At 36.9% G+C, this 16,842-nt stretch carries 18 protein-coding genes; 9 read left to right on the top strand and 9 right to left on the bottom strand.

Features of this window, described 5'->3' with window-relative positions; genetic code table 11:
- Window positions 1-39: 39 nt before the first annotated feature.
- The 5 genes from COD92_RS15850 to COD92_RS15830 form a co-directional block, all read right to left on the bottom strand.
- Complete coding sequence (locus tag COD92_RS15850; RefSeq protein ID WP_176541273.1) at window positions 40-1,059, bottom strand: TAXI family TRAP transporter solute-binding subunit; 1,020 nt, start codon at window positions 1,057-1,059, stop codon at window positions 40-42.
- Between the two features lie 45 nt (window positions 1,060-1,104).
- The gene (locus COD92_RS15845) at window positions 1,105-3,066 is read right to left on the bottom strand and encodes a TRAP transporter permease (protein WP_176541272.1); all 1,962 of its coding nucleotides are present in this window, start codon (window positions 3,064-3,066) and stop codon (window positions 1,105-1,107) included.
- A gap of 61 nt (window positions 3,067-3,127) precedes the next feature.
- Window positions 3,128-4,339, bottom strand: a complete 1,212-nt coding sequence (locus COD92_RS15840; RefSeq protein WP_098531414.1) for a Gfo/Idh/MocA family protein — start codon at window positions 4,337-4,339, stop codon at window positions 3,128-3,130.
- A gap of 13 nt (window positions 4,340-4,352) precedes the next feature.
- Window positions 4,353-5,087, bottom strand: coding sequence for a 3,4-dihydroxyphthalate decarboxylase (gene phtC, locus COD92_RS15835; RefSeq protein WP_176541271.1), 735 nt, complete (start codon window positions 5,085-5,087; stop codon window positions 4,353-4,355).
- Window positions 5,088-5,363: 276 nt separating this feature from the next.
- The gene (locus COD92_RS15830) at window positions 5,364-6,620 is read right to left on the bottom strand and encodes an aromatic ring-hydroxylating dioxygenase subunit alpha (protein WP_255286706.1); all 1,257 of its coding nucleotides are present in this window, start codon (window positions 6,618-6,620) and stop codon (window positions 5,364-5,366) included.
- Between the two features lie 354 nt (window positions 6,621-6,974).
- On the opposite strand from COD92_RS15830, the gene COD92_RS15825 reads away from it, so the two are divergent.
- A complete protein-coding gene (locus COD92_RS15825) occupies window positions 6,975-7,415 on the top strand; it encodes a hypothetical protein (RefSeq protein WP_176541270.1) in 441 nt (146 codons plus the stop codon).
- Between the two features lie 388 nt (window positions 7,416-7,803).
- Here the strand turns inward: COD92_RS15825 and COD92_RS15820 are convergent, their stop codons facing one another.
- Complete coding sequence (locus COD92_RS15820; RefSeq protein ID WP_026574136.1) at window positions 7,804-8,004, bottom strand: cold-shock protein; 201 nt, start codon at window positions 8,002-8,004, stop codon at window positions 7,804-7,806.
- Between the two features lie 392 nt (window positions 8,005-8,396).
- On the opposite strand from COD92_RS15820, the gene COD92_RS15815 reads away from it, so the two are divergent.
- On the top strand, window positions 8,397-9,023 hold the full coding sequence (locus COD92_RS15815; protein WP_098531411.1) for a metal-dependent hydrolase: 627 nt from the start codon (window positions 8,397-8,399) through the stop codon (window positions 9,021-9,023).
- Window positions 9,024-9,096: 73 nt separating this feature from the next.
- Here the strand turns inward: COD92_RS15815 and COD92_RS15810 are convergent, their stop codons facing one another.
- Window positions 9,097-10,203, bottom strand: a complete 1,107-nt coding sequence (locus COD92_RS15810; protein ID WP_098531410.1) for a glycosyl hydrolase family 18 protein — start codon at window positions 10,201-10,203, stop codon at window positions 9,097-9,099.
- Window positions 10,204-10,470: 267 nt separating this feature from the next.
- Here COD92_RS15810 and COD92_RS15805 point away from each other — a divergent pair, with 267 nt between their 5' ends.
- On the top strand, window positions 10,471-11,415 hold the full coding sequence (locus COD92_RS15805; RefSeq protein WP_098531409.1) for a DMT family transporter: 945 nt from the start codon (window positions 10,471-10,473) through the stop codon (window positions 11,413-11,415).
- A gap of 118 nt (window positions 11,416-11,533) precedes the next feature.
- Here the strand turns inward: COD92_RS15805 and COD92_RS15800 are convergent, their stop codons facing one another.
- Together COD92_RS15800 and COD92_RS15795 are read right to left on the bottom strand one after the other, a co-directional pair.
- A complete protein-coding gene (locus COD92_RS15800; RefSeq protein ID WP_098531408.1) occupies window positions 11,534-11,989 on the bottom strand; it encodes a C40 family peptidase in 456 nt (151 codons plus the stop codon).
- Window positions 11,990-12,241: 252 nt separating this feature from the next.
- A complete protein-coding gene (locus tag COD92_RS15795; protein ID WP_098531407.1) occupies window positions 12,242-12,835 on the bottom strand; it encodes a YdeI/OmpD-associated family protein in 594 nt (197 codons plus the stop codon).
- 135 nt (window positions 12,836-12,970) lie between these two features.
- On the opposite strand from COD92_RS15795, the gene COD92_RS15790 reads away from it, so the two are divergent.
- The 6 genes from COD92_RS15790 to COD92_RS32850 all read left to right on the top strand — a co-directional run bounded on the left by COD92_RS15790 (window position 12,971) and on the right by COD92_RS32850 (window position 16,660).
- Window positions 12,971-13,951, top strand: a complete 981-nt coding sequence (locus COD92_RS15790; protein WP_098531406.1) for an NADPH:quinone reductase — start codon at window positions 12,971-12,973, stop codon at window positions 13,949-13,951.
- 281 nt (window positions 13,952-14,232) lie between these two features.
- On the top strand, window positions 14,233-14,718 hold the full coding sequence (locus COD92_RS15785) for a DUF2975 domain-containing protein (protein WP_098531405.1): 486 nt from the start codon (window positions 14,233-14,235) through the stop codon (window positions 14,716-14,718).
- Between the two features lie 114 nt (window positions 14,719-14,832).
- On the top strand, window positions 14,833-15,312 hold the full coding sequence (locus COD92_RS15780; RefSeq protein ID WP_098531404.1) for a DUF2975 domain-containing protein: 480 nt from the start codon (window positions 14,833-14,835) through the stop codon (window positions 15,310-15,312).
- A gap of 10 nt (window positions 15,313-15,322) precedes the next feature.
- Window positions 15,323-15,538, top strand: coding sequence for a helix-turn-helix domain-containing protein (locus COD92_RS15775; RefSeq protein WP_098531403.1), 216 nt, complete (start codon window positions 15,323-15,325; stop codon window positions 15,536-15,538).
- A gap of 424 nt (window positions 15,539-15,962) precedes the next feature.
- Window positions 15,963-16,421: a VIT1/CCC1 transporter family protein gene (locus COD92_RS15770; protein ID WP_255286705.1), complete on the top strand. Its 459-nt coding sequence runs from the start codon at window positions 15,963-15,965 to the stop codon at window positions 16,419-16,421.
- Window positions 16,346-16,660 (top strand): VIT1/CCC1 transporter family protein, encoded by a 315-nt coding sequence (locus COD92_RS32850; RefSeq protein ID WP_255286704.1) that lies wholly within the window; start codon window positions 16,346-16,348, stop codon window positions 16,658-16,660. Before COD92_RS15770 ends, COD92_RS32850 begins: the two co-directional genes overlap by 76 nt.
- Window positions 16,661-16,842 lie beyond the last annotated feature (182 nt).

The raw sequence follows: 16,842 nt of genomic DNA, 5'->3' as shown, positions 1-16,842 counted from the left end.
GACAGATCGGACTTTTTTTCAGTTTTTTCCAAGCAATGCTTACTTTTTCAATATTCCTGCTTCCTTGTAGAACTTTTCTGCACCTGGATGCATCGGAGCTCCCTGTACGTCTGCAATTGTGTCTTTCGTTACCGCTTCAAAAGACTTGTGCACCGTGTAAAGGTAATCAAGATGTTCATAGATTGCCTTAGTTACTTTATACACTACATCATCTGGTACATCTGCACTGGTAACCAAAATCGTGTCAACTGCTGCTGTAGGTATATCCTTTTTTACAAATGGATATGTACCAGCCTTTATGGTATATGGTTTGGCGGCAAGTTCTTTTTCCATTGCTTTAATTGCTTTATCAGATAGAGGTAATATTTTCATTGGCTTACTTGTATTCAATTCAATTAAGTTACCTGCAGGTGTTGGAAGTGGTGATAATGATCCATCCATCTTGTTATCTTTAATCTGATCATTGGCTTTTGAAACGGCTAAATACTGAATCTTTCCCCCGTTCTTTTCAATTTGTTCATAGCTGCTTCCATAGCTTTTAAAAACAACGCGGTTGGATATTTCCATTGGGGAATTTTTTGTATTTACAGCCGCTACCAATGGCATCTTTTCTTTTACAATTTGTTCGATTGATGATATTCCTGAATCTTCACTAACTGCGAAATGGTATGGCATGGAATGTAGATAGGCAACTGTTCGCACTTTATCCATTTTAGATGTGTAAGGCTTCTCCCCTTTATATGCCCATTTTGCTGCCGATGCACTGACAATTCCAAATTCTGCTTGACCTGTCATAACTGTCATGATATTCGCACCATCCTGACCAGGTTGATACGTAAAGGTTGAATTAGGATAAGAACGTTTAATTGATTCGCCTAATCCTTCACCAATTGTGCTCCATAGGCCACCAGCCGATCCACCAGCGATGGTTACCTTAATATCTCCTTTACTACTAGTCTTTGCTTTTGAAGAGACTTCCTTTGTTGGCTTTCCTCCACATCCTGCTAAAACTAGTATTAAAACTAGTAGAATGCTGACAAATTGATAGAATTTTTTCATTCTTTTCATTTCCCCTTTGTTTGTTATATTTAAACTTTTCCTAATTTAACTTTCGATCTTTGAATTTAACATGTTAATCTCTTTTACTTGGAATCTACCAGTACCTTTGAAATCTTTAACTACATCAGGTATGTTTGGAACTAAAGTAAATACAATACCTATTAAACCAATAATACTAGTTATAATACTTGGGTAAATAAGAAGGATACTGCTGATTACAACAATCCACTGTTTCCATCTTTCTAGAGTCTTGCCAAACCAACCTTCCAATCCAGCGGCTAGGGATATCACACCTAATATGGCTGTTATAACTGAAATGCTAATTTTTATTGGTGAACCAATTAGCAACAGTGACGGATCGTAAACAAACATAAATGGGATGATAAAAGCAACTAGCCCTAAACGACAAGCCAAGAAACCTATCTTCATTGGATTTGCCCCTGCGATGGCTGCTGCTGCATAAGCAGCAACTGCAACTGGTGGAGTAATCGCTGATAAGCAAGCATAATATAGAATAAACAAATGAGCTTGTAGCATATCGATTCCGACTTCAATCATAATCGGGGCTGCTAAAACGGCTGTAAGAACATAAGCAGCAGGGGTAGGCATCCCCATACCAAAAATTACACACACCATCATCGTTACCACCATGGTCATTAATAAACTGCCTCCAGATGCTGCATGGATAAGACCAGAAAATTTACCTCCTAAGCCTGTCACTTGAATAACCCCTGCAACCACCCCTGCTGCTGCACAGACAGCAACTAATGGTGAAATACGAGTAGTGGTTTCTATCAAGGTATTAAATAGTTTACTAGGAGTAAGACGAGTTTCCTTTTTTAAGTAACTTACAAGGATTGTTGCTACGGATGCAGCAATTGCCCCTAATACAGGAGTGAAACCTTGTTCAAGAAATATAACGAGAACAAGAATAGGAATGACAAATTGTCCCATCGATTTCATTACAGCTTTTACAGTCGGTATGTGTTCTTCCTCATATCCAGCCATTTTCAATTTTTTAGCCTGGAAATGGACCTGACAGAAAATGGCCAAATAATATAACAATCCAGGAACAAGGGCCGCTATTGCAATCGCTGAGTATGAAATACCTGTCATTTCAGCCATTAAAAATGCTGCTGATCCCATAACAGGAGGAAGTATGCTTCCACCAGTCGCGGCGGTTGCTTCGATTGCCCCTGCATATGTTGGTGAGTATCCCACCCTTTTCATGGAGGGTATAGTGAAAGAGCCAGTGGTAGCAACATCGGCGGTTGGACTACCTGAAATTGACCCATACAGACCACTTGAAATGACTGCTACCTTTGCTGGACCACCTGCTACTCGTCCAGTTAATGCTTTTGACAGAGCATAAAAGAAGTTTCCACCACCGGAAGCATTAAATAAATTTCCGAAAAGGACAAAAAAGAATACAAAAGTTGCTGCCACACTGGCTATGGATCCAAAAACTCCATTAACCGTATAAACCATTTGGTCTACAAATTCCATGAGGGTAAACTGTTTATGTCCAAAAGGACCAGAAATAAGATGCCCAAAGAATGCATACAGAACTAAAGCGCTTACAATCACAAGCAAACCAAAACCTAATGTTCTCCTTGTCACTTCAAACACGATTAGAAGCATAACAACCCCTACGACCATTTCCATCAAAGTTAATGGATCTGCCATAGGCCAACGGGTAAGAAAGCGCTCTGAGTAAACAGTCATAAAAATCCCGATTCCTATTAGTGTTAAAGAAATTAGAAGATCTATAAATGGTACTTTATTTCCTTTTTTAATACTATTGAAAGAAAATACAAGGAATGTAATAGCCAGCATAAAAGTGATAAAAATAGAATTATGAAGAAATGGGTCGATTGAAGAAAATAAAACAACATAAAATTGAAAGATTGAAATTCCACATATTAAAAGTAATAAAAACTTTTTTATCCAGCCTTCTGGTTCTCTTATCGTACCAGTACTTAACATTTTCCCTAATGAAAATTTCACATAATCCCTCTTTTCCATTTATAGATTTTGATTTTATACCATTCAAAAAATTAATGCTTTATCAAACGATATGTTTTATTTCCCTATTTACTGAAACTTGATAGTCCAGGGTAAGTTCTTTCCTCTCTTTTGATGATTGAATCGCTTTTATGCAAATTTCTAAATTAGCCTTAGCCCAATATCCATCATGTAACGGTGATTCATTCTCCACTACAGATCGATACAGTTCATCAATTACATTAAATCGACCCGTTTGTTCTTTGGAAATAGGGAGAATAGATCTTTCTTCTTCTCCATATACAATAAGACCATCTGGATGTTGACGGATGTCCCCTTTTTCGCAACTAACAACGGTCAATCCAAAGAATGGGTGATTTTTTTCGGTATTTTCATAGTTTTTCGCCCGAGTCCCCCCATACCCTGCAGCTACTTTTAAAGCTACTTCTGCAGATTGGGAACTTGTTTTTTTTATGGTTCGGCGGGATTGTGCATAAATATCCGCCTTTTTTAAAGGCCCTCCTTCACCAATGTCAAATGTCAATTCAGTTGTATGAAAATGATCATATCCATTGTAAATAGCAGTTGCAGCGGTACCATCCTCAAACTCCAAAAAGACTGTATGATTGCCTTCGGTTGGACGAGTTGAATCCCATACACCGGTAACTGCACGGATACTCCTTACCTGCCCTCCACCTAACAAGCGAATGATGTCAAATTGGTGTGCTCCTTGCCTGAAGGTGACTCCACCGCCTAATTCCGATTTTAATTCCTCTGGTGTTCTTGGACGGTATAACCAATCATTAAAGTACCAATTATGGATCATTAAAACTCTTCCCAGTTTACCACTATCGATAATTTCCTTCATTTTTTGAATGGGAGGTTCAAAACTGTGGGAATGTCCAACAATTAACTTAACCCCATTTTCTTCAGCTGCTTGGATCATTTCATCCGCTTCTTCTAAAGTGGTTGCGAGCGGTTTTTCTACAATTATATGTTTTTTTGCTGCAGCCGCAATCCTAACATGTTCTTTATGAAATTCAGTTGGGGTAGCAATGTATACCGCATCAACATTAGGGCTCTTACATAAATCATCTATAGAAGAATAGGTTTCGACATCGTAATCTTGAGCAAATTTCTTCAATCTTTCTTCGTTTCTAGTTGAAGCGGCTGTCAATCTTACCTTTGGATGCTTTAATATATCAGGAATCATCGACGCCCCAGCAATTCCCAACCCTACGATTCCTATGTTGAAAATTCCATCTTGTAAAGGCATTTAATATCTCCTCTCAATTCATTATCTCTGATTCTTCTAGCTTTTTTACATAATACCGCCAAACCCACTTCGCATTAAATTTCGTTCCTAAATCAGGAAGTTCTGCAATATCCTCTTCAGGTATCTCAAGTACTTCCTGCCCAGTTTTTGCTACTTCTAAAGTTATTTTCGCTAATGTGTTGAAGTTTATAGCATTGATGGTTGCCTCTTCGATGGTTGCACCAGTTACAGTAATTCCATGGCCTTTCATTAAGCAAATATTCTTATTACCCATTTGTTCTATCATCGGTGCAGCCAATTCAGGTCTTGTAACAAGGTAGGATCGAGGGAAAACAGGTATTCCTTCTAAGGCCATTCGCATTGCTGGAATGTTAAAAGCACCAAATATAGGGCGCAGTGGTAAATTAGTAATACCACATATTAAAGCTGCAGGTGGATGGGCATGAATAACACAACCAACTTCAGGCCGAGATTTCATGATTTCACCATGGATGGATAGTTCTTTAGGAATTTGATAATTTCCATGTAGATCCTCACTGTTCCCATCAAAGTCCACTCTTCTAATTGCATCATAAGTAGTGTACCTTAACCCATTTTCTTCTTCTCCACGGCATCGAATTAACATTTCATCTGTATTTGGAATCCGAACACTAACATGTCCCAGAGTTTCATCCACTAATCCTTCTATGGCTAAAATTCTACAAGAGATTGCAACCTTTTCTTTTAATTCATTTATTGAATCACTCACCATTTTACCTACTTTCCTTAGTTATTAGCTAGCTCAGGCGCAATCACTCTTTTCATTTCTACTATTTCACCTCTCCATGAACATTTGCTACACCAGCAAAAGTAAGCAATATCATCGGATACCCAATATTCATTTAATAGACTTCTAGAATCCAAAAGTGATTCTCCACAATTTGGACAGTATTTTAAACTTATTTTATATTTATTTATGTTGTTCAAACCATACATCTCCTTTCAAAGAAGTTCCTTCTAAAATCCAAAGGAGCTTCTTTGACTATTATAGCCCTGAGAAAACCTTTCCACCTTTACATATCTCGATAATTTCATCAAGGTTAGGTGCATATCTGGTATTCCAGTCTTTAGCCACTCCTGATAATAAACCACCCTCACTAAATTTGTTTTCTTCTTGAGGCAGTTCAATATTATCATTTATTTTAGAATTTCGAATGACACATTTAGGATCTTCACCATTTTCCATTTTTTTTAGTTCTCTTTGCAACATTTGACGATACATGATGATTCCTTTATCAGAAGTTCCCAAACGTTCAGAAGTTCTGTCTGCAACAGGACCCTGCGTGATCCATGCCAACATGTCTTGCCCATCAATATAATCATTAATAAATTTACCATTGTCATCATATATTGGACATTCATATGAAGTAATCTGATAATTTTCCGGCACCTTAACTCCTTCTTTAGGAACAAAACATGTGTACCAAAAATGCAAGGTATTTTCGTCATCAATTGGAACACGAATTTGAAACGAATGCGCCCCACTGTCTCCTACACGAAGCATCGTTGGAAAAACAATTGGGTGACCGATTGCCCAATCCTCATTTTCTTCTGTTTGTCCTTCGAGGACTCGTCTTTTAATAATTCCCCACTCAAATTCATCAAACCCAATTTTGAGATGGTGTTTTGTAATTTTCCAATCACTCTGTGGTCTACCCTGTTGTTCAAATACATGTTGAAAATAATGGCCATGTAACCATTCCAAATGAGTAGGATCCAAAGAGTTTTCCATTATTTGCAACCAATTGCATGGTATTTTAGCAAAGCCAACTGTACGAATGACATTATCTCGAACAAACAAATCCCATTTAGGTAATTCAGGTGCAGGTGTTGGGCCCATATATGCAAATACTAGACCACCTAATTCCTCTACTATGTATCCAGATATTTTAATTCTGTTTTTAAACGTACTAGATTCTGGTTCATTAGGTTGTTCTATACATTGGCCAGTCCTATCATAAGCCCACCCATGATATTGACAACGAATCCCACATTCAGTTGGAATACCATATTCAAGAGATACTCCTCTGTGTGCACATTTGTCAGCAACGAGTCCCAATTTATTGGATTTATCACGGTATAATACAAGCTCTTCTCCTAGAATCTTTACTCTCTTGGTTGTCCCAATTTTTTCAATTTCGCTACTAACAGCGATTGGATGCCAATACCTTCTTAGTAACTGCCCCATTGGCTTATCAGGTCCTACTTGAGTCAAAATTTCGTTTTGTTCTTGGCTTAACATAATTTTCCTCCTTAATCTAATTTGTTAAATATTATTCCTAGAATAGGAAATACTAACTATTCTGTATTTTTTAATATAATTTTTTCCATTAGTCTGATAAGAAAAAAATAGGTAGGACTTACCACTTCCTTCTGAATAAACTTTAATCTGGATAACATTCTGTTTTTTTATAATTTTGTGATTATTTTGTTATTTACATTATATCCAACGTGTTTATATAAGTCTAATTAGTAAATTCAAGGATAGTTATAAACAAATATATATAACCTAACGAAAAACGCATTAACTAATATACCAAGATTAGGCAAAAAGATAATTGATACTTACTTCGAAGTCATTCAAGAATTTAACCCTTTGGATGACTTAACGGAATTTGGGAGCGGCTTTGAGTTCTTCGCAGAAGATCCGAAAATGATGGAGATAGAATTTGAGGTACATTGTGATATAGTTGTTCCAAAGGAACAGTTATCTTTAACAAAAACGGGAAAATTATCCGTAAAACAAATGACAAAGAGTAAATACTTCGATATCCAACAGGATTATGTTTGCAGCTGTGTATTTAGAATCTCAAGAGATATGTTTGCCCTCCTCCCTTTGGATACCGTTTATATACATGCCTCAGATACCATTATGGATACAACCACTGGCCATCTGAAAAAGATGACGATTCTCTCTGTTAAAATTGACAAACGGTCTTTAAACAAATTAAACTTTGACAACATTGATTGCTCAGATGCAATGCAAAACTTTGTCCATCATATGAAATTTAAGAAAACGCAGGTTTTAGTGAGGTAAATAGATTAGCTGTAGAATAGGATATGCTTTTCAAAGCCCCTCTTTAATCAGAAAATAAATAATAAAAAGTGCTAGGTATCTCCTCATGTTGGAATTTACTTAGCACTTCTTTGAATTCAAATAGTTAACATAATAATATTATTGTTTAATCTAATTTTAGAAAAAATATATTATTTTCTAAGCCAATACTGGCTCCCATCAGGTACAAAAGCACTTTTAAATGTTTATCAATGGAAATTAGCAGAATTCGTAATTATGTGATACACTTTGATTACCATTTGATTTACTGTTTACATGTGCCCTACTCATTCGTGAGTAGGGCTCCTTTTTTTGATAAATAAATAAAAAACAGACTCTATAAAAAGAGCCTGCTCCGAGTTTGGTATTATTATGCTTTACGAACGTTAGCTGCTTGAGCTCCACGTTGACCTTGCTCAACATCGAAAGTCACAGCTTGACCTTCTTCTAAAGTTTTAAAACCTTCGCCTTGAATAGCTGAGAAATGAACGAATACGTCTTCTCCACCTTCACGTTCGATGAATCCGAAGCCTTTTTCGCTGTTAAACCATTTTACTTTACCATTTTCCATTTTTGTTGCCTCCTAGTGTGTAAAACACACAGTGTATTACTATCCTTGCTCTCAGTGATCATCAAGACGAAAAGTTTTACTTATACAATCCTTTACACCGAACAAAAATAATTCTTATATATATTACCATTTTTCAAAAGCGTTTGCAAGGACCTACTTATATCTCCAGCTTTTAATTCGACATAACTCCCCCCTTGGAATTAAACAATAATTTTATTGATAAGTTTGAAAATTAAGACAACTCTTACACATTAAACAAGATTTGGTTAATCCAAATGAAAAAAGCTACTAAATACCTATTTTAGTTTCTAAACAGAACAGATGTTTTGATGTAAAATAGTTAATGTCTGTTTTTATTTTAACTATTTATGATTATTAAAGGTGGAATTAAATTGAATGGTACCTCACATGCAGTTATTGGATCAATAACAGGATTTATTGTTGCTAATACATTGCAAACCTCTCCTACAGCGACACTCTTGTTTGTTGGATTAGGAGGCGTCTCAGGATTAATCCCTGATCTAGATATTGACGGTAAGCTTCGTGGAAAAATTACTTTGTCTCATAAGGTGATACGGCTATCTGCCCTAATAATTGGAATGATGATGATTTTTTATAGTTTCATTGAGAAAACAAGTGGTGATCGATGGCTGGGTATTGGAATCGGCATTTTGATTATAGTGGTTGCATCCTTAATTAAACAAAAACATATGTTAACCATTACAGGGATTGCCATACTTTTGGGAGGATTCTCACTAGACGAACTATGGTTAATTCTGCTTGGAATCTACATTGTCATTGCGTCCTTTTCTTCACACCGCAGCTATACCCATTCCATCTTAGGGGTTGTTTTCTTTGGGATTATTGCTTCCAATTTAGAGGCATCACTTGAGATTCATGGTGTTTTCTATTCCTGTATAGGTGGGTACATCAGTCACCTGATTGCGGACTTAAAAGTACTTCCATTTAATAAACGGGGGATTAAGCTGTTCTTACCATTGTCATCTATGGAATTATAACTTTGGAGGGGACTGAAAAATCCCCTTTTAAAAAAACCTCTTTATTAAATTTAGGATTTGGAAGACGATTCCATCACTTTTTTACTTTTATTTTCTCGGGTATGGTCGTCCAGTACATGGGGTCTTCTAAGCCGAGCCGCCAAATCCCGATTCCTCGTAAGTTATATTTTTCTACAAGGTTTAGCTTAAACCGCAGACTATAGCTATTCTCAAACCAAACCTGGTGGCTATGATGTTTTTCATCTACGTAATTGAAATGAGGTGTTTGCGAACGGGCGTCCCAAATAACTTTAGCTTTAGATTTGGTTTTCTGATCCATTAACAGTGCATAGGAGATATACACGGCTTTTTTTGCTGTTGTATCCCAGTCCCATCCATAACCAGCGATACCAAGTAAAATTTTTGATGGTGGTACTCCATGTTTCAAAGCATAACGAATTGTTGCTTCTGTCCAATTGACTGATGCTGTGGAACCGGGTGCTGTTCTTGGGTTGTGTTCATCGTAAGTCATAATCATTAACCGATCTGAGTATATTCCAAGCTTTTCGTAATCAAACCACGGAGACCAGGGATTGGCACGGGAATCACCTGTGTTTGCTGGGACTGAAACCGTAACTATTTTCCCGTCACGATGCAGAGCATCCGACAATTTCTTTATCATTAGACTAAAGGAATCCCGGTCAGTCAAAAATAAATTTTCCATGTCAATATTAATACCGTCATATTTAAACTGCTTCATTTCTTTGCGTAAGTTCTGAATGAAAACATTGCGGTTTTTATCGTTAGCGATTACATTACTTGCTGCCTGCTTGCCCTTCTCAACGGTTTCATAAAAGAGATTATGTACAACCATATATACCTTTAGATGTTTTTTATGAGCACTTTGAATAACCTTTCTCTTATGATCTGCTGTAACGGAATCTATAAGACTGCCTGGACGCTTATCATCAAGCTTATACCAAAAGGGTGCAATGATGCTTAAATTGGTGGATTGCGAGTTCACTGTAGGTTGAGACCCTGGATATGTTCCCTCCTGTTCTGTGTAGAAACCTAAGACTTCACGAGGAGTGTTTTTCTTATTGTTTGCCTCTTTTCTTTGTATCTGACTACAGGATGACATTAGTAATAATGCCATGCTTAAAGAAATGATCGTGAATGACCGGTAACCGTTTTTCGCCATAATACACCTTCTTCTAGTTTGTATATCTCTTAAGTTGGTGAGAAAGGTTGTAACTTATTCACGAATAATCTTTCCTCCATAAAAGGATTACGGAAAAAATACCCTTTCTGCGGTGTCCAGAAAACACAGGCTACTTTCAAAAAACTAAATTGTTACCTCAATATACTTATATTTTTTCATTCGATTCGGGTATTATTTCAGGGATTTTTCACTTATCATATAAATTATTATCATATTATTTTTATATTTAAAGGTGGAGAATTTAACATGAATAGAAGAAAGGGAATCTTTCTTGTTATAACGGGAGCAATATTTTGGGGAATCGGCGGCACAGTTGCAAAAAAGCTTTTTCAACATTATCAAATCGATGTAGATTGGCTGGTAACAATCCGATTGCTCATAGCTGGTTTTTTACTCTTAACCGTTCAATGTTTCGGAAAAGACCGTTCCCAGATCCTTGGTGTCTGGAAAACACGAAGGATAGCGATTCATTTGATGATTTTCGGGTTACTCGGTATGCTTGCGGTTCAATACACCTATATGGCTTCCATTAAACATGGAAATGCGGCTGTTGCAACACTTTTACAGTATTTAGCACCTGTAATGATTATCGTGTACTTACTTTTCCGTAAACAAACGGTTTTAACACGAAATGATTTGTTGACTGTTTCGCTGGCTTTAGTTGGTTGTTTTTTCTTATTAACAAACGGATCAATCTCTCAATTATCTGTGCCAACTCTTGCCATCGTTTGGGGTGTTTTATCTGGAATAGCTTTAGCATTTTATACTCTATATGCCGTTCCATTATTGAAACAATACGATTCACTTGTTATAGTCGGATGGGCAATGATCATCGGTGGTATTGCGTTAAGTTTTATCCATCCGCCTTGGCAAATGGACTTTAAAAGCTTAACGCTAGAAGCTTATTCATATTTAGTCTTCGTAATCATATTTGGTACTATGTTTGCATTTTGGTTTTATATAGAAAGTTTGCAAAGTCTATCTCCTAAAGAATCCAGTCTTCTAGGCAGCATAGAGCCACTAGCTGCCGTTTTAACAACGGTCTTTTGGTTAAAAGAACCCTTTGGTTTTTACCAATGGGTTGGTACAGCTTGTATTATTGGAATGATTCTAATATTGGCTTTGGGTAAAGATTCTTCTTCAAAGACTAACCAACTATCTAATAATGAAAAGCCCCTCAGAGTTAGTTGATCAGAGGGGCTTTCTGACCATCGAGATTGTCAATTACTACAAAAATTCTATTTTAGGATAATTTTTAAAGGGAAGAAAAAGACTAAAAAAAGCAAAAGACCATCGTCACCAATGATCTTTATACTCGCTTTGCTCCAATATATCTAGCATGCCAATATGGGTTGCTTGTGTAGGTGATAATAACCCCTTTAGAGGAGGATGCCATGATCATTTTCCCGTATCCGATATAGATGGCAACATGTGTTGGGGCACTTGCTTTACTCGGTCCATAGAACAATAAATCACCGATCTGCAAGTTAGATGGTCGATATCCGTTTCCATAGTACATTTGTGCTGCAGTGCGATTTAGTGTTCTTCCCGCTTTTCCGTAAGAGTACTTCACAAGACCTGAACAGTCAAATCCGCTTGGCGAAATCCCGCCCCATCGGTAAGGAACTCCGATATTTGATTTCGCAATTGAAATGGCTGCTGTATGATAATTATAAGTTGCTGCTTCCGCTTTTTCACCCTTGGCGGCGAACAAAGAGCCACAAGAAGCTAAGATGGTAAAGGCTACGATAAATTTCTTTAGCATGATTGTTTCCTCCTAGTGTGATTTGATAAGTTCACTATACTAGAAAGGTATGACAGACTCATCACAGCAATATGATAATTTCATTACAAAGTAATTTTAATATAATTTTAAAACACTAGATCATTATTATTTATCATGTTCAGCGTGGGCTTCTCTATTTCTATTATTATTGAAAAAAAGAAAAATCCTAGCAAAAAAGACCTTTGACCAAAAGATCAAAGGTTAATTTGCGGGCTTAGTGGTCTTAAAGCATTAATCATTTAATCCCTTTCCATTGAGAATTTGCGGCATATATTTTTCAACTCTTGTCACTCGAGTTTTGGATTGTTTGGGTTGAGAAAAATGAAGAATATATGCTCTTTGCCGTCCCGGCGTCAGTGCTTCAAATGCAGTTTTCAAGGCAGGGATCTCATCTAATTTATTTTGAAATTCTTCAGGAATAGTGTAATCTGTATTCTTTTTAAAATTCACTTCCAAACCGGCTTTTTCCACTTCAATGGCTTCATAAATATAATCTTTCAGAATGGTCTCCATTGCAATTATTTCTTGAACATTGGTGAACCGAATCTGGCGCGCCGCCTGTACATTCTCCGTTTGTTGGATTAGTATCCCCTTTGCATCCTTTAATAAGGCCCCTTTGTGAAATAAAAGCGCACAATATTCTTTAAATCCATGGATTAAAACGATGTTTTTTTTCTCAAATGTGTAACATGGATGCATCCACTTATATTCTTCGGTCAGCTCACAGTCAAGAACGATTTGTCTCAACTTCTCATATTCTTCCTTCCACTTTTTAGCTTTACTTAAAAATTCATCAACCTTAGGATTCATTCTACTCTCTGACAACAAGGAACACCTCACTTAAATTCTACCTGCCACTTTTTTGGCTTTACTTAAATATATATTAACCTAAAGGACCAAAACTAGATATTACTGTAAATGGACTCTTTCGATATATAATAACTATAAGGAGGTGGTAACATGAAAGCAATTCAAGTTACACAATTTGGTGGACCTGAGAAATTAGTATATACAGACGTAGAGGATGTAGTGGCTGGAAAGGGAGAGATATGTGTTCGTTTAAATGCGGCGGGCGTCAATCCGAGTGATACTTACACATTAACAGGTACATATGCGTTTAGTATACCTCAGTTGCCTTATACACCAGGGTTAGACGGTGCTGGGATTGTGGAGGCGATTGGAGAAGAAGTCACAAACGTTCGTGTTGGTGATCGAGTATTTATTGCTTCCTTAATGAAAGGTCATAGTACAGGCACATTTGCACAAAAAGTAGTATGTGACGCAACCTTAGTTCATCCATTACCAGACCATGTATCTTTTGAACAAGGTGCAGCATTAGGCGTACCTGCATTAACAGCCTATCGTGCATTATTTCAACGTGCCTGTCTGAAGCCTGGCCAAACCGTGCTTATTCATGGAGCCAGTGGCGGAGTTGGATTACAGGCTGTGCAAATGGCTAAATCCCACAGTGCTAAAGTCATTGGAACAGCAAGTAGACATGAGGGTAAAAAATTGGTGCACGAAGCTGGTGCAGATTTTGTCATTGATCATGTGAAAGAAGCAACGATTGAAGATGTGCTAGCCTTAACCGGTGGCAATGGACCTGATGTCATTATTGAGTTTTTAGCAAATAAGAATTTAGTAACAGATTTAAAGCTAATTGCACCATTTGGTAAAATCGTAATTATTGGTAATCGTGGTTCAATAGAAATAAATCCACGTCTTGCCATGCAAAAGGAATGTGATATTTTAGCCACAGCTCTTTGGAACGCACCAAAAGAGGAATATGAACAAAGCATACATGGTGTCATCGGCATGCTAACAAGTGGTGCACTTCGTCCAATTATTGGGACAACTTTGCCGCTCCAGCAAGCGTCGCAGGGCTTTGAACAGCTGGAAAAAGGTTTAGGAAATGGTAAACTTGTTTTAATCATTGACTAATAATTCTATGTAATTAACAGTACTCACTAATAGATTTTATTAAAAAACAACTATTTTGAAACATGGTGAAAAATGGTATTTAACGTAAAAGGGGCGATGCTTAAAGGAAGCATCGCTTCTTCCCTTTTTAGAACTCCCCTCCCCCTATCTCCATTCACATTTTTTTCTAATATCAACATTTCCATAACAACAAAAACTTTATTTAATTTAATAAAATTTTATTGAAAAACGATAAATACTGGTTTAAAATTCAAATAACAATAAATTAGAGAGGTGCTTTTATGAAAAGAGGAACAACTTTATTTTTAAAGATCGCTAATATTCTTATTGGAATCCCCGTTCTTGCTTTGTGCATCTTTTTAGTGCCTGAGATAGGGAATGTTGCAGCAAAATTGCTTCCAGGGTTTGCTTTTATAATAAAATATCTCGTTTCCATCGTTTTTTATGCATCGGCAATTCCTTTTTACTTTGCTTTGTATCAGTCGTTCAAACTATTACGCTATATTGACAAAAATAAAGCATTCTCCGAATTATCTGTAACTGCTTTAAAGAAAATCAAACAATGTGCCATCACAATCAGTATTTTACATGTGCTAGTCTTGCCGCTCTTCTATCTTTTTGCGGAGATAGATGACGCCCCTGGTACTATCTTTGTCGGAATGGTTGTTCCTTTTGTTTCACTAGTCATTGCCGTTTTTGCTGCAGTTCTCCAAAAGCTTTTAAAAGAAGCGATTGATATCAAATCAGAAAATGATCTAACGGTCTAAGGTAGAGAACATAGCAAAATCAAATCAATATGATGCTGACCGAAAGAAAAATAACGGTAATTGCTATGAAACGCTTAGTAACATATGAACATTGATCAGTGAGGTGTTTTTTCTATGAACCAAGGGGCAACGTTTTTCCTAAAGGGAGTTATTCTTCTTATTGGAATAGTGGTACTTTCTATGAGTCTATTTTGGCTGCCTGAGATAGCCAGTAGAGATGCAAAAGCGCATCCAGAGTCTGCTTACTTGCAATATCCCTTTTTACTATCTGCTTATTTATTGTCTATTCCATTTTTCAGCGGATTGTATAATGTGTTTAAACTTTTCATTTACATTGATCAGAACAAGGCTTTCACGGAAGTATCTGTTAAAGCTTTGAAGGTTAACAAATACTGTGCCATCACAATAAGTGCCTTTATTGTAGCAGGAATCATCTTTGTCGCTATATATATGGAAGGTGACAGGGCCGGTGTCGATGCAATGGGTTTTTATTCCACCTTTGCTTCGAGTGTGATCGCAACCTTTGCTGGTGTCCTCCAAAGGCTTGTGAATGAAGTCGTAGATATAATATCTGAAAATGATTTAATAGTGTGAGGTGGTTAACTTGGCAATTATCATCAATATTGACGTGATGCTGGCTAAAAGGAAAATGAGCGTAACGGAACTTTCGGAGAGGGTTGGGAAGACAATGGCGAACCTTTCCATTTTGAAAAACGGGAAAGCAAAAGCGATTCGTTTTTCAACGTTAGAAGCGATATGTAAGGCTTTGGATTGTCAACCTGGAGATATTTTAGAGTACAAAACCGATGAAGATACTTAAAATACATGGAACATAACAGATTAATTATGAACTGTTGCCGTTATTGAGATTTTTTTTGTTACGATTATTAAATTTAAGAATTTCCTATTAAATAATAGAAGTTATTATGCTAACGGATGTCTTGCTTCGATTGGGAGCAAGGCTTTTCTCTTCTTCAAATAAAATGTGGGTTCATTTAACGAAATCTGTTAATTTTAAGTCATTCCAAGTAACGTACCAAACATTTTTCATTCTCCTTTTACCCTAGTCCAGTTTGATATTGGATTAGACCAATCAATGTTCCCATTTTATTCGTAGAATTTTTTACAAGCGACAGTAAATACTATAAAAAAATTTTTCTTTTTAGGAGGAGTTATGAAAACAATAGCACTACAAAAATAGGCGCATATTGGTGTTAGATCAGTTAAAGATGGAGGTGAAAAAAATGGATCAACACTTGCATCACGTAGAAGAACATTTCTCTGGGTCTGACTTCGTTCGGGATGTTGTAATTGGTATGTCAGACGGATTAACCGTACCGTTTGCATTAGCTGCTGGTTTGTCTGGTGCTATTGATACAACATCATTGATTCTCACGGCAGGAGGTGCTGAAATTGCAGCAGGGTCAATTGCAATGGGGCTCGGCGGATACTTGGCAGGAAAAACGGATGCGGAACATTACGAATCTGAACTTGCTCGTGAAAAGCGCGAAGTAATAGACCTTCCGGAGCGCGAAGAAGAGGAAGTATCCGAAATTTTCAGGGAATATGGACTTGAAGAAGAACAAATCAAATCTATTACAGAAACCATGAAAAAGAACCCTGAAAAATGGGTGGATTTTATGATGAGATTCGAATTAGGGTTGGAGAAACCGGAGCCTACAGGGCAAGAAACAGTGCAATAACCATTGCAGTTTCTTATATTGTCGGCGGGTTAATCCCTCTGTTCCCTTATTTTATCTTAAAGCATCCTGCAACAGCATTAATGGTTTCTGTAATGGTCACACTTATCGCCTTGATGATTTTTGGATACGTAAAAGGAAGGTTCACGGGAACTTCACCTATTAAGAGTGCTGTCCAAACGATGATTACTGGAGGACTCGCAGCAGCAGTTGCGTTTGGTCTAGCGAGAATTCTCACTTAACGGTAGAATTTCCGTAAGGGGTAAACGATAAAGACATACATCCCCTGCCTAATGGTAGGGTCAATCTGTGTAGAGGATATAGATAATTGCTGGAAGATGCATTAACCTGGAAAAATTGTCTTAACTTAAAATAAAAATGCAATTTGTGAAAAATTACACTTAAACAAACCTCCCTCAATAAA

It is taken from the genome of Bacillus sp. AFS037270 (assembly GCF_002585305.1).
The sequence above is the reverse complement of the archived record's forward strand: the minus strand, read 5'-3'. Positions and strand labels throughout refer to the sequence as shown.

What these genes read in the sequence shown, in the direction of transcription:
- COD92_RS32850 (WP_255286704.1), top strand. Translation starts at nt 16,346, where the DNA reads ATGGGTGGATTTTATGATGAGATTCGAATTAGGGTTGGAGAAACCGGA.
- COD92_RS15820 (WP_026574136.1), bottom strand. Translation starts at nt 8,004, where the DNA reads ATGGAAAATGGTAAAGTAAAATGGTTTAACAGCGAAAAAGGCTTCGGA.
- COD92_RS15810 (WP_098531410.1), bottom strand. Translation starts at nt 10,203, where the DNA reads ATGGCGAAAAACGGTTACCGGTCATTCACGATCATTTCTTTAAGCATG.
- COD92_RS15840 (WP_098531414.1), bottom strand. Translation starts at nt 4,339, where the DNA reads ATGCCTTTACAAGATGGAATTTTCAACATAGGAATCGTAGGGTTGGGA.
- COD92_RS15830 (WP_255286706.1), bottom strand. Translation starts at nt 6,620, where the DNA reads ATGTTAAGCCAAGAACAAAACGAAATTTTGACTCAAGTAGGACCTGAT.
- COD92_RS15850 (WP_176541273.1), bottom strand. Translation starts at nt 1,059, where the DNA reads ATGAAAAAATTCTATCAATTTGTCAGCATTCTACTAGTTTTAATACTA.
- COD92_RS15770 (WP_255286705.1), top strand. Translation starts at nt 15,963, where the DNA reads ATGGATCAACACTTGCATCACGTAGAAGAACATTTCTCTGGGTCTGAC.
- COD92_RS15800 (WP_098531408.1), bottom strand. Translation starts at nt 11,989, where the DNA reads ATGCTAAAGAAATTTATCGTAGCCTTTACCATCTTAGCTTCTTGTGGC.
- COD92_RS15780 (WP_098531404.1), top strand. Translation starts at nt 14,833, where the DNA reads ATGAACCAAGGGGCAACGTTTTTCCTAAAGGGAGTTATTCTTCTTATT.
- COD92_RS15790 (WP_098531406.1), top strand. Translation starts at nt 12,971, where the DNA reads ATGAAAGCAATTCAAGTTACACAATTTGGTGGACCTGAGAAATTAGTA.
- COD92_RS15805 (WP_098531409.1), top strand. Translation starts at nt 10,471, where the DNA reads ATGAATAGAAGAAAGGGAATCTTTCTTGTTATAACGGGAGCAATATTT.
- COD92_RS15785 (WP_098531405.1), top strand. Translation starts at nt 14,233, where the DNA reads ATGAAAAGAGGAACAACTTTATTTTTAAAGATCGCTAATATTCTTATT.